The sequence below is a fragment of the Amycolatopsis sp. NPDC057786 genome, assembly GCF_042797905.1.
In the GTDB taxonomy this organism is placed as follows: domain Bacteria; phylum Actinomycetota; class Actinomycetes; order Mycobacteriales; family Pseudonocardiaceae; genus Amycolatopsis.
Genome location: NZ_JBHVKW010000002.1, coordinates 141,061 through 153,284, shown reverse-complemented (window position 1 = coordinate 153,284; position 12,224 = coordinate 141,061). Strand labels below are relative to the sequence as shown.

13 protein-coding genes are annotated in these 12,224 nt (G+C 67.9%); 10 read left to right on the top strand and 3 right to left on the bottom strand.

Annotation, left to right across the window (positions count from 1 at the left end; translation table 11 throughout):
• The first annotated feature begins 255 nt into the window (after positions 1-255).
• The 4 genes from ACFVM3_RS02415 to ACFVM3_RS02400 are packed head-to-tail and all read left to right on the top strand — an operon-like array spanning position 256 to position 3,814.
• Entirely contained in the window at positions 256-903 is a 648-nt protein-coding gene (locus ACFVM3_RS02415; protein ID WP_007030477.1) for an ABC transporter permease, read from the top strand.
• Positions 890-2,074 carry an ABC transporter ATP-binding protein gene (locus tag ACFVM3_RS02410; protein WP_378434827.1) on the top strand — a complete coding sequence of 395 codons (1,185 nt, stop codon included), beginning with the start codon at positions 890-892 and terminating at the stop codon, positions 2,072-2,074. The genes ACFVM3_RS02415 and ACFVM3_RS02410 overlap by 14 nt, the downstream gene beginning before the upstream one ends.
• Positions 2,071-2,850 (top strand): ABC transporter permease, encoded by a 780-nt coding sequence (locus ACFVM3_RS02405; protein ID WP_378434826.1) that lies wholly within the window; start codon positions 2,071-2,073, stop codon positions 2,848-2,850. The genes ACFVM3_RS02410 and ACFVM3_RS02405 overlap by 4 nt, the downstream gene beginning before the upstream one ends.
• A gap of 1 nt (position 2,851) precedes the next feature.
• Complete coding sequence (locus ACFVM3_RS02400; protein ID WP_126732554.1) at positions 2,852-3,814, top strand: glycine betaine ABC transporter substrate-binding protein; 963 nt, start codon at positions 2,852-2,854, stop codon at positions 3,812-3,814.
• A gap of 52 nt (positions 3,815-3,866) precedes the next feature.
• Here ACFVM3_RS02400 and ACFVM3_RS02395 read toward each other — a convergent pair whose 3' ends face one another.
• Entirely contained in the window at positions 3,867-4,331 is a 465-nt protein-coding gene (locus ACFVM3_RS02395; RefSeq protein WP_125679227.1) for a DUF6474 family protein, read from the bottom strand.
• Positions 4,332-4,421: 90 nt separating this feature from the next.
• On the opposite strand from ACFVM3_RS02395, the gene ACFVM3_RS02390 reads away from it, so the two are divergent.
• The 3 genes from ACFVM3_RS02390 to ACFVM3_RS02380 all read left to right on the top strand — a co-directional run bounded on the left by ACFVM3_RS02390 (position 4,422) and on the right by ACFVM3_RS02380 (position 7,553).
• On the top strand, positions 4,422-6,068 hold the full coding sequence (locus tag ACFVM3_RS02390) for a TM0106 family RecB-like putative nuclease (protein WP_378434824.1): 1,647 nt from the start codon (positions 4,422-4,424) through the stop codon (positions 6,066-6,068).
• 81 nt (positions 6,069-6,149) lie between these two features.
• Positions 6,150-6,755, top strand: coding sequence for a PadR family transcriptional regulator (locus ACFVM3_RS02385; protein ID WP_378434822.1), 606 nt, complete (start codon positions 6,150-6,152; stop codon positions 6,753-6,755).
• Positions 6,756-6,878: 123 nt separating this feature from the next.
• Positions 6,879-7,553, top strand: a complete 675-nt coding sequence (locus tag ACFVM3_RS02380) for a class I SAM-dependent methyltransferase (protein ID WP_378434821.1) — start codon at positions 6,879-6,881, stop codon at positions 7,551-7,553.
• A 69-nt stretch (positions 7,554-7,622) separates the two neighbouring features.
• Here the strand turns inward: ACFVM3_RS02380 and ACFVM3_RS02375 are convergent, their stop codons facing one another.
• Positions 7,623-8,381: an SDR family NAD(P)-dependent oxidoreductase gene (locus tag ACFVM3_RS02375; protein ID WP_126732550.1), complete on the bottom strand. Its 759-nt coding sequence runs from the start codon at positions 8,379-8,381 to the stop codon at positions 7,623-7,625.
• Positions 8,382-8,539: 158 nt separating this feature from the next.
• Between ACFVM3_RS02375 and ACFVM3_RS02370 the strand changes: the two genes are divergently transcribed.
• Positions 8,540-9,850, top strand: coding sequence for a UDP-glucose dehydrogenase family protein (locus tag ACFVM3_RS02370; RefSeq protein WP_378434819.1), 1,311 nt, complete (start codon positions 8,540-8,542; stop codon positions 9,848-9,850).
• A gap of 66 nt (positions 9,851-9,916) precedes the next feature.
• Here the strand turns inward: ACFVM3_RS02370 and ACFVM3_RS02365 are convergent, their stop codons facing one another.
• Complete coding sequence (locus tag ACFVM3_RS02365; protein ID WP_378434817.1) at positions 9,917-10,495, bottom strand: TetR/AcrR family transcriptional regulator; 579 nt, start codon at positions 10,493-10,495, stop codon at positions 9,917-9,919.
• Between the two features lie 114 nt (positions 10,496-10,609).
• Between ACFVM3_RS02365 and ACFVM3_RS02360 the strand changes: the two genes are divergently transcribed.
• Positions 10,610-11,803, top strand: coding sequence for an FAD-dependent monooxygenase (locus ACFVM3_RS02360; RefSeq protein WP_378434815.1), 1,194 nt, complete (start codon positions 10,610-10,612; stop codon positions 11,801-11,803).
• A gap of 12 nt (positions 11,804-11,815) precedes the next feature.
• On the top strand, positions 11,816-12,220 hold the full coding sequence (locus ACFVM3_RS02355) for a hypothetical protein (protein WP_378434976.1): 405 nt from the start codon (positions 11,816-11,818) through the stop codon (positions 12,218-12,220).
• The last annotated feature ends 4 nt before the right edge of the window (positions 12,221-12,224 follow it).

The window sequence follows — 12,224 nt, the reverse complement described above, 5'->3', positions numbered from 1 at the left end:
TTCGGTGATGGCTGCCTTTACTCACGGGTGAAGGGTATTCGACGTACGTCCGGGTGGTCGATCTCCTCCCGGCTGGTGAGCAGCGGGAAAGACGGCGTGTGCGTTTGCCCATCTAGGCCGAATGGGGAACTGTTGCTGCAAAGAAGCGGTAAACAGGGGTTTGACCGCGCGGCTTTTGGGTAGTCAGGCTCCCGATACAGCTACTCCGAATGGGTGAGGAGTCTCACCCAGAGGCGGCGGGAGAACCAGCACGCGATGAATCTCTTCGAGTACATCTCGGATCGGTGGGACAGACTCGCCCTCCAAGGGCTCCTCCATGTCAGCGCGGTCGTGCAGTGCACGATCCTGGCCGCCGTCCTCGGCGTGGTGATCGGCGTCGCCGTCTACCGCAGCCCGATCGGGTCGGCCGTGGCCACGGCGTTGGCGAGCACGATCCTCACCGTCCCCTCCTTCGCCCTCCTGGGGCTTCTCATCCCCGTGTTCGGCCTCGGCGCGAACACCACCGTCATCGCCCTCGTGCTCTACGCGCTGCTGCCGATCGTGCGGAACACGATCGTCGGGCTGAGCGGTGTGGATCCGGCTGTCAGCGACGCGGCGCGCGGGATCGGCATGAGCCGGTTCGGCGTGCTGACCAGGGTGGAGCTGCGGCTCGCCTGGCCCGCGATCCTCGCCGGGATGCGGGTCGCGACGCAGATGCTCATGGGCATCGCGGTCATCGCGGCCTACGCGAAGGGACCGGGCCTCGGCTCGGAGGTCTTCTCCGGACTCACCAACGCGGGGAGCACGAACTCCCTCAACCAGGCACTGACCGGGACGCTCGGCGTGGTCGTCCTGGCGCTGGTCCTCGACGCCGTTTACGTCCTGATCAACCGTTTGACCGTCTCTAGGGGTGTCCGTGGCTGAGTCTCCTGAAACCGTATCCGGCGTCGAGATCGAGCTGGAAAACGTCACGAAGCGCTACCCCGGCACCCGTGAACCCGCGGTCGACGACTTCTCGATGGTCGTGCCCGCCGGCAAGATCGTGGTCTTCGTCGGCCCGTCCGGCTGCGGCAAGACCACGACCATGCGGATGATCAACCGGCTGATCGAGCCGACGTCGGGCCGTATCACCATCGGCGGCGACGACGCGCTGAAGCTCGACGTCGACACCCTGCGCCGTCGCATCGGCTACGCGATCCAGCAGGCCGGGCTGTTCCCGCATTTCACCGTCGCGCAGAACATCGCCGTGGTGCCGGGGCTGCTCGGCTGGGACAAGAAGAAGGTCGACGACCGGGTCGAGGAGATGATGGACCTGGTCGGGCTGGACCCGGCCGATTTCCGCGACCGGTTCCCGCGTCAGCTGTCCGGTGGACAGCAGCAGCGCGTCGGCGTCGCGCGGGCGCTCGCGGCGGATCCGCCGGTGCTGCTGATGGACGAACCGTTCGGCGCGGTCGACCCGATCACCCGAGGCAACCTGCAGGACGAACTGCTGCGGCTCCAGAGCGAGCTGAAGAAGACGATCGTCTTCGTCACCCACGACTTCGACGAGGCCGTGAAGCTCGGCGACAAGATCGCGGTGCTCGGCAACCAGTCGAAGATCCTCCAGTACGACACCCCCGACGCGATCCTCGCGAACCCGGCCGACGACACCGTCGCCGGTTTCGTCGGCGCCGGCGCCTCGCTGAAGCAGCTGACGCTACTGCGGGTCCGCGACGTCGAGCTGAAGCAGGACGCGCTGACGGCGACGGTGAGCGAGTCGCCGTCTTCGGTGCGCGAGAAGCTGACTCAGCAGCGGAAGCATTTCGTGCTGGTGCTCGACCAGCGCCGCCGTCCGATGCGGTGGGTGCACGTCCGCGAGCTGACGAAGGCGACTTCGTTGTCGACCGCGGGCAAACCGCTGCGCGACTACGTCAGCCTCCAGTCGACCCTGCAGGACGCGCTCGAAGCCATGCTCGCCGAGGGCGGCAGCGTCCCGGTGACCGGCGCGCGCGGCGAGTACGCCGGGACGATCGAGCTCGACACCGTCATCTCGACGATCCAGCAGCTGCGCGAGGAGCACTCCGACGACAGCCCGGCGGAAGGTGTGACCGCATGACGGCCACCGTCGATACCGGCTTCTCCACCGAATCCTCGTCGAGAAGCGCCGAACGGGTCCGGCTGTTCGCCCAGCCCGCCGCGGTGCTGCTGATCGTCGCCGGGGTGCTGATCTGGGTCTTCGCCAGCGACCTCACCGCGACCGAGAAGGAAACCCTCAACGTCGCCGGGCTGCTGGCCGCGCTGCGCGACCACCTGGCGATGACCGTCGTGGTCACCGCGATCGTGGTCGCCGTGGCGGTGCCGCTCGGCGTGCTCGTCACGCGGCCGTGGGCGAAATGGGCGGCGCCGGTCTTCCTGGCGGTCGCGAACATCGGCCAGGCCGCGCCCGCGCTCGGTGTGCTGGTGCTGTGGTTCATCGTCACCGGCGCCACCGGCGGGCTGTGGGTCGCGGCGCTGCCGCTGGCGTTCTACTCGCTGCTTCCGGTGCTGCGGAACACGATGGTCGGCCTGCAGCAGGTCGAGCCCTCGCTGATCGACGCCGGCCGCGGGATCGGCATGTCGGCCTCCGGCGTGCTGTGGCGGGTGGAGCTCCCGCTGGCCGTCCCGCTGATCCTGGCCGGTCTGCGGACCTCGCTGGTGCTGGCCGTCGGCACGGCGACCTTCGGCATGTTCGTGAACGCCGGCGGTTTCGGCCTGCTCATCGACACCGGCTACAAGCTCAACCTGACGAAGGTGCTGATCACCGGCTCGGTGCTCGCCGTCGCACTGGCGCTGCTGGTCGACTGGCTCGGTGCGGTGGCGGAACAGTTCTTCGGACCGAAGGGACTGCGCTGACATGCGACGTCTGAAAGCACTGTTCGGCGCGGTCTTGTTGTGCGGCACGCTTTCCGCGTGCGGGCTGGAGGTCAACACCGCGCTCCCGTACAAGATCGAACCCGGTTCGATCCAGCCCATCGAATCGCTCAAAGGCGTCAAGGTGACGGTGGGGTCGAAGGACTTCACCGAGAACATCATCCTGGGCTACATGGCCGAGATGGCGCTTTCCGCGGCGGGCGCGGACGTCGTCGACCTGACCGACATCAAGGGCTCGAACTCGTCGCGGCAGGCGCTGCTCGCCGGCCAGACCGACGTCACGTGGGAGTACACCGGCACCGGCTGGATCAACTACCAGGGCAACGAACTCCCCGTCCCCGGCGGGGAACAAGCCCAGTACGAGGCCACGAAGGCGGCGGACGAGGCGAAGTTCGGGGTCACCTGGCTGAACTACTCGCCGCTCAACGACCAGTACGCCTTCGCGGTCACCGAGGCCTACGGCGCGGCGAACAACCTGAAGACGACGTCGGATCTGGCGGCGTTCCTCAAGCGGAAGCCGGACCAGAACGTGTTCTGCCTGGAGACCGAATTCACCAGCCGCCAGGACGGTTTCCCCGCCGCCGTGCGGGCGTACGGGTTCCAGAACCCGGTGATCAAGAACTTCGGCATCGGCACGATCTACTCGGCCGTGGCGAGCGGGACCTGCCCGATCGGCGAGATCTTCACGACCGACGGCCGGATCGCCGGGCTCAACCTTCGCGTCCTCGAAGACGACAAGAAGGCGTTCCCGCAGTACAACGCCGTGCCGACGCTGCGGACGGAATTCCTGAAGCAGCATCCGGAACTGCGGGGTCCGCTCGAAGCCGTCGCCGCGGCCATCGACAATGAGCAGATGATCGAGCTGTGCAAGCAGGTCGACGTCGACGGCCGTGACCAGGGCGAGGTCGCCTACGAGTGGATGAAGAAAAAGGGTTTCATCAAGTAGGCCTCGTGAGTGGCTAGGACGGTTCTAACCGTCCTAGCCACTCACGAGCAGGTCAGATCCCCAGCCGGTGCAGCAGCTTCCCCTCCAGCTGGTCCAGCTCCCCGGCCACGGCCCGGTGCGCCGCCTTCCGCCGCGCGGCCGGCATCCGCTCCGAAGCGCGGACGGTCGCCGAAAGCTGCTCCAGTGTCCCCTGCGTGTCCTTCGCGAAGGCCGCGTCGGCGTCGGTCGCCTTCGCGGACCTCTTCAGCTCCGCGAGCCCCTGCGTCAGCCCCGCGATCCGCGCGTGCAGCGCGGCACCGCGTCCGCTGTACTCGCCGAGCTGGTCGACGGCGACACCGAGCTTCTTCGCTTGATAACGGTCGTACAGCTCTCGCGCGGCACCCGCCGCTCGAACGGCGTACGGCGCGATCACCGGCAGTACGGCCGGTCCGAGCACTTTGGCCACCGCGACGGCGTTCTTCGCCTTCTTCGGGGTAAACCTGCCTTCGCCCTCGACGGCTTTGGCCTTGCGCGCCATGGCACCTCCCACGCTGTGTCACAGACGAACTTACTGGTCCCCGATGTGGCGGGCATGTCGGCTTGCCGGACGCCTTCTAGAGTGTTGCCTGTGAGTAACGAGGTGCTACTGGACGCGGGAGCGGTGAGCCGCTGCCGGCGTCGCGTGCACCTGGAACACGATCCGGCGATGCGCGAGGTCCCGCTCGCCCCGCCCGACCCCGCCGCGCAGCAGCGGATCGCCGACGCTTCAGCGCATCGCGAGGCGATCGCGCAGCGCCTCATGGAGGCGACGGGACCCGACGCGACCTGGGTCAAGATCCCCCGAGACCTCCCGGCCGCCGAGCGCGTGCAGCTCACCGAAGAGGCCTTCGCCGCCGAAGCGCGCTACATCTGGGGCGCGCTGCTCCCGGTGGATCGCGCCGGGCACCGGCGTGGCGGTTCCGAGCTCCTGGTTCACACCGGCGACGGATACGTGCCTGTGCTGGTCGTGCGGCACCGCATCACCGATCGCGGCGCGGGCGCGCCGACCACGGTGATGACCGACCTCGACCCGGCGAACCGGGTGCCCGATCCGGCGCGAAAGGTCCGCTCGCAGCCGCGGGACCAGATGCGGCTCGCGCACCTCTACCGGATGCTCGAAGCGCTCGGAAAGCACGAAGGGCACCGCGCCGTCGGCGGCGTCATCGGGCTCGACGCGGACGTCGTCGTTTGGCACGACCTGTCCGCGGCCACCTGGCCGGGCGGCCGGAGCGCGCTGACGGAGTACCAGAGCCGCTTCGTGGACAGGCTCGCCATCGCGAGCGCCGCCGCCGAAGGCGAGGAGCCGCTCGCCGAGCCGTCCCGCGTCCTCGAATGCCGCCGCTGCCCGTGGTGGCCGACGTGCGAGGTCGTGCTCACCGAAACCCGCGACGTCAGCCTGGTCGTCCGGGGCGAGGACGCGATGGAGCTCCGCCGTGCCGGGGTGTCCACAGTGGACAAGCTGGCCGCGCTCGATCCGGCCGACGAACCGCCGCCGATGAACTGGACCGGCGGCACGTTCGCCGACGCGATCATCCTCGCGCGCGCCTGGCTCGCCGATCTCACGATGGTGCGCAAGGTCGACCGCGTCGAGGTTCCGCGCGGTGACGTCGAGATCGACGTCGACATGGAGAGCTTCGGCGATTCCGGCGCGTACCTGTGGGGTTCGCTGCTGACGGGCGCCGACATCGGGATGGAGCAGGGCTATCGCGCGTTCGCGACGTGGGAGCCGCTGCCGACCGCGGACGAGGCCCGGTCGTTCGCCGAGTTCTGGGCCTGGTTCACCGAAGTCCGCGAGCGCACGCTCGCCGCGGGCCTGACCTTCCGCGCCTACTGCTACAACGCGCTCGCCGAGAACCGCTGGCTCTTCGGCTCCGCCGACCGGTTCGGCGAGTACCCCGGTGTGCCGAAGAAGGCCGAGATCGCGTCCTTTGTGGACTCCGAGGAGTGGATCGATCTCTTCCGCAGCGTCACCGACCAGTTCCTCTGCTCGCAGGGCAAGGGGCTCAAGGTGATCGCGCCGGTCGCCGGATTCGCCTGGCGCGACCCGGAAGCAGGCGGCGAGGCGTCGATGCGGTGGTACCGCGACGCGGTCGGCATGGACGGCGGAATCCCGGATGCCGCCCAGCGGGAGCGCCTGCTGCGCTACAACGAGGACGACGTCCTCGCGACGTACGCGCTGCGGAACTGGATGACCGACCACGCGCAGACGTCCGTGCCGTACATGAACGACCTCTGATCACCCGATCGCCGGGAAGCTTGCCATCACGCGCGTCCCTGCGGATACTCGTAGACGAGTACTCGTAAACGAGGAGGCGGCGTGAAGCGGCGGAAGGTCGGGAATCTGCTGGCGCTGGCGATCCTGTCCACGCTGAACGAGCGGCCGATGCATCCGTACGAAATGGCCTCGATCCTGAAGAGCCGCGGCAAGGACCGCGACATGGGGATCAAATGGGGTTCGTTCTACACGGTCGTCGGCAACCTGCGGAAACACGGGTTCATCGAGGCCGTCGAGAGCGGTCGCGACGGCGCCCGTCCTGAGCGAACGGTGTACCGGATCACCGACGACGGCCGTGACGAAATGCTCGACTGGCTGCGTGAACTGCTGGCCGAACTCGCGCCGGAGGTGCCGAAGTTCGTCGCAGGGCTGTCGGTACTGGGCTGGCTCGGGCCGGACGAGGTCATCGCCCTGTTCCGCACCCGGCTGGCCGCGCTGGACGAAGACATCGCCGCGACCCGGGCCGAACTGGCGCGGCTCATCGAGGAGATCCCGCGGCTGGTGCTGCTCGAACTCGAATACCACCTGGCGATCCGAGTGGCGGAAGCCGAATGGGTCCGCTCGGTCCTCGGGGAACTGACTTCCGGCTCGATGCCCGGCCTCGCCGAATGGCGGGCCCTGTTGGCAGAAAGGGGGAACACCGGCTAGTCGAAAGAGCCCCGGCGAGGTGTTGCAGCACCCCGCCGGGGTGGACGATCCCGCAACCGGAACCCGGCCACGAAACGGCACCTTGAGGATAACCGGGCTCCGGGAAACCGACCTGGAGTAACCATGACGAACATCAAGGACAGGAAGCGGTTCAAGCTCATCCCGGAGATGGGCGGCGCGCTGGCGCGGAACTACGCCCGGCAACGCGGCACCGAACCGCAGATCGAACTCTGGCGGACGCAGGCCCGCGAACTCACGGCCGACCTGCCGGAAGGCGCGAAGATCCTCGAGGTCGCCTTCGGCCCCGGCTACTTCGCCGTCGAGCTGGCGCGGCTCGGGTTCTCCGTCACCGGACTGGACGTCGCGCCGACGTTCGTGGAGATCGCGAGCGAGTACGCGCGGACCGAAGGCGTCGACGTTTCGTTCCGCGAGGGCGACGTCGCGGCGATGCCGTTCGGCGACGAGACGTTCGATTTCGTCGTCTGTCAGGCCGCGTTCAAGAACTTCGTGTGGCCGGTGAAGTCGCTCGACGAGATGTACCGCGTGCTGCGTCCGGGTGGCACGGCCGTGGTGCAGGACATGAACCGGGACGCGACCGACGGCGACATCGTGCGTGAGGTCGAGAGCATGAAGCTCGGCAAGCTGGCCGCGCTGGCGACCCGTCAGACCCTCGGCCAACTGCGGCGGCGCGCGTACACGCCGGTCGATTTCCGTGGGTTGGTCGCGGAAACCACGTTCCGGACGTGCGAGGTCACCACCGCCGGGATCGGCGTGGACGTCCGCCTCACCCGTCCCTGACGCGCCATGAAAGGTCCTTTCCTTGCAAATTTTGCAAGGAAAGGACCTTTCATGGCACGCGGGAGAGGCTCAGCGAGGGGCCATGCGCAGCGAGCCGTCCATCCGGATGACCTCGCCGTTCAGGTAGTCGTGGTCGATCAGCGACAGCGCGAGCTGCGCGTACTCGTCCGGCCGCGCGAGCCGCTTCGGGAACGGAACGCCCTCGGCCAGCGAAGCGCGGAATTCCTCGCTCACCGTCGCCAGCATCGGAGTGTCGACGATGCCCGGCGCGATGGTCAGCACGCGGATGCCGTGCGACGCGAGGTCGCGCGCGGCGGGCAGGGTCATCCCGACGATGCCGCCCTTGGACGACGAGTACGCGACCTGCCCGATCTGGCCGTCGAAGGCGGCGACCGACGCGGTGTTGATGATGACGCCGCGCGCGTTGTCGGCCAGCGGCTCGGTCTTGGCGATGGCCTCGGCGGCCAGCGTCAGCACGTTGAAGGAACCGATCAGGTTGATCTGGACGACCTTCGCGTACAGGGCGAGGTCGTGCGGGCCCTTCTTCGAAAGGATCCGCGCGGACGGCCCGATCCCGGCGCAGTTCACCACGGTCCGCAGCGGCACCCCGGATTCGGCGGCGGTCGCGACCGCGGCCCGCACCTGCTCCGGGTCGGTGACATCGGCCTCGACGTAGGTGACGTTCTCGATCTGCTCGGCGTTCGCGATGGCACCGGCGAGGTCCAGCGCGAAGACCCGCGCGCCCTTCGCGGCGAGCGCCTTCGCGGTCGCGCCGCCGAGCCCGGACGCGCCACCCGTGACCAGCGCCGCGGTATCGGTGATCTGCATGTTCTCCCTTTCGTCGACAACCGTTCATAGGTTAACGCTCGTTCGCATCGGGCCCGGGTGGGATGGCTCACTCGGGTGCGCAGCATGTCGTGAGGAGTATTCGGACCTGAAGCATTCCGTTCGTTTGGAGGTCAACTCCGGCTGTCACCTTCAGCAGCATGAGCGCTGCTCGGATCGTGGTGGTGGGGACCGGTTACGTCGGATTGACCACGGGAGCCTGCCTGGCAGGCCTGGGGCATCGAGTCACTTGCGTCGATGTCGACCAGGCGAAGGTCGCAAGGCTCTCCGCCGGACGAGTGGACATCCTGGAGCCGGGATTGTCCGAGCTGGTGTCGAGGGGGCTGACCAGCGGGAGACTCGAGTTCGTGGTCGGCGCGCGCGACGCCGTTCGCGACGCGGAGGCCGTTTTCCTTTGTGTACCAACGCCGATGGGCGCGGGCGGCTCGGCGGACCTGCGGGCCGTCGAGGCTGTCACCAACGAGATCGGCGACGTCATCCCGCCGGGGTGCGCGCTGGTCACCAAATCGACCGTCCCGGTGGGGACGTCGAAGCGTATCCAGGCGATGCTCGGCCGCACGGACGTGCCGGTCGTGTCGAATCCGGAGTTCCTGCGTGAGGGCACCGCCGTGGAGGACTTCCTCGGCCCCGACCGGATCGTCGTCGGTTCGGACGACGTCGCGGCCGCCCGCTGGGTCGGCGATCTCTACGCCGACCTCGCCGCGCCGGTCGTCGTCGCCGACGCCGCCAGCGCGGAACTGGTGAAGTACGCGGCGAACTGCTTCCTCGCGATGAAACTGTCCTATGTGAACTCGATCGCCGAACTGTGCGAACGCCTCGGCGCGGACATCGACCTGGTCACCGAAGGCATGGGCTACGACCGGCGCATCGGCCGCTCGTTCCTCAAACCCGGCCCCGGCTGGGGTGGCTCGTGCCTGCCGAAGGACACCAGCGCGCTGGTCCGCGTCGCCGAGTCAGTGCAGTACGACTTCACGCTGCTCACCTCGGCCATCGAGGAGAACATCGCGCAGCGGGACCGGATCGTCGCGAAGATCGCCGGCGCGGTCGGCGGCACGCTGGCCGGTTCGCGGATCGGCATCCTTGGGCTGGCGTTCAAGGCCGGGACGAACGACCTGCGCGACTCACCCGCTCTCGCGGTCGCTTCGGTGCTGGGCGCGCTCGGCGCGGAACTGACCGCCTACGACCCCGCCGTCGGCGGCCACATCGACGGCATGACCGTGGTCGACGACCCGTACCAGGTCGCGAAGGCGGCCGACGCCGTCGTCGTGCTGACGGAATGGGACGAGTTCAAGCGGCTCGACTGGACCTACATGGCCGAGCAGATGGACGGCGACGCGGTCGTCGACACGCGCAATCTCCTTGACCCGCAACGGATCCTGGACGCCGGCCTGTCGTGGCAGGGCGTCGGGCGGCCGCGGGCGGCGCTGCGGCGGAAGGTCGCCGTCTCCTGACCTGCCTGCCTCCCGCGGGTGCTATGAAAGGTCCTTTCCTTGCGAAATTTGCAAGGAAAGGACCTTTCATTGCACCAGGGAGACAAGCTTCATCAGCCCATCCACGACCTCCTCGGCCGACGGCGCGTTCTCCGGATCGAGCATGTGCTGAAGCATGATGCCCGAGTTCAGGGCCGTGGCCACCGCGCCGATCCGCCGCTCGTCCGCCTCGGTGAGGGTGTCCTCGTCGATCCCGAGGATGCCCGCCGCTATCCCCCGGCGGCCCTCGCGCTGCGCGGCGGCGAGTTGTTTCCGCAGCTCAGGGTGATGTTCGGACTGCACGAACGCCTCGATCGAGGCAAGCCACAGCTGCCGGTTGCGCCCGTAGGAGTCGATCATCGCGTGCCAGGACGCCCGGTACTGCTCGTCCGCTGAGGCGTGGGGATCGACGGCGCTCATCATCTCCCGCTGGACTTCCCGGCCCCACTCGTCCATCGCCTGGGAGAACGCCGTCAGCAGCAGGGCTTCGCGCGACCCGAAGTGGTAGCCGATCGCCGCGTGACTGACCCCGGCGGCGGCCGCGATATCCCGCACCGTGGTGCGTGACCAGCCCTTTTCCTTCAAGCACTGGATGGCGCCCGCCATCAGGTCCTCGCGATTACCCATGTCCGGGATCCTAGACCACGCGGTTTATCCAAGCGGTTTAACCAGATGGATTGACCAAGCGTGCAAATCTGCCGTACGGTCGGTCTCGGCACACCGAAACCTCGAGGAGCAGCCATGACCACCACCGTTCTGATCTCCGGCGCCGGCATCGCGGGCCCGGCCCTCGCCTTCTGGCTGCGGAAGCGCGGCTTCACGCCGACCGTCGTCGAGCGCGCCCCGGCGCTGCGCGAAGGCGGGAGCGCGGTCGACTTCCGCGGTGAGCAGATGGCCCTGCTGGAACGCATGGGAATCCTCGACGACATCCGTGCGAAGGAGACCGCGATGGGCGCGCAGGTCATCGTCGACACGCGAGGCAAGAAGGTCGCCCAGATGCCGTCGGTCTTCTTCAGCGGCGAAGTCGAGATCGAGCGCGGTGATCTGACGCGCATCCTCTACGACCACACGAAAGACGACGTCGAGTACGTCTTCGGTGACTGGATCACCGGGTTGGACGAGGTCGCGGACGGCGTCGACGTCAGCTTCGCCCACGGTGAACCGCGCAGATTCGACCTGGTCGTCGGCGCGGACGGGCTGCACTCGGGCGTGCGGCGGCTGACGTTCGGCGACGAAGAGCGATTCCGTACCGACCTCGGCTTCCACACCGCCGGCTTCACCGTGCCGAACCACCTCGGCCTCGACCACCTCGGCCAGATCTGCAGCGTCCCCGGCCGCACGGTCATGGTCGCCAGCGGTCGTGACCGCTCGGCACTCAACGTCAGTTTTGTCTTCGCGTCGGACTCGCTGGAGGTGCGTCGCCGCGACGTCGAAGCGCAGAAGGAGGCCCTTGTCGAGCGCTACGCCGACTTCGGCTGGGAAGCCCCGACGCTGCTGGAAGGCCTCGCCGACGTCGACGCGCTGTACTTCGATTCGCTCAGCCAGATCCACCTCGACAAGTGGTCGCAGGGCCGGGTCGTGCTGCTCGGAGACGCGGCCTGGTGCGCGGGTCCGGGCGGTTCGGGCACCGGCCTCGCGATGATGGGCGCGTACGTCCTGGCGGGTGAACTCGCCGCCGCGCAGGGTGACCACGAAGCCGCTTTCGCGCGTTACGAAGAGAAGCTGCGCGGTCCGGTGAAGGTCTCGCAGAAGCAGGCGGCCGGGATCGGCACGTTCCTCGCGCCGAAGACCCGGTTCATGCTCGGCTACCGCAACTTCCTGTACCGGGTGCTGGGTTCGCGGCCGATGACGAAGGTGTTCACGTGGATCACCTCGCGGGCGGCGAACGCGGCGACGCTGGAAAACTATGACGCTCCGGTGGCCGCGCGGGGATAGTTTCGGTGGGTGATGGAGGAGAAGGAGTTCCGGAAGGTCTGTTACGAGGCGGCTCGACGAACGCGCGGCCGGATCACCCAGTTCTCGTCGTACCCGGAGCCGGGGAACTTCAAGCAGGCTGAGATCGCCTATCCACACCGGACCGCCGCGGTGTTGTGGGCGCAAGAGTGGGATGGCCGAAGGTGCGAGATCTTCGGAATCGCCGAAGCGCCCGTCAGTTACGGATCGATCACCTTCGTCGACGAGCCGGGCCTGCTGGCCGTTCTGAGAGAACTACTTCCCGAGTACCGGTTGTACACGCGGGCAGAGCTTGAAGCGCCGATCGACCTCACGGTGCCGCCATGGGTGAACGATCGCGAAGCCAGGTATTGGCGACCCGACAACCTCGGCGAAGCCCTCTTCAACTACTGGGACTGAAAAA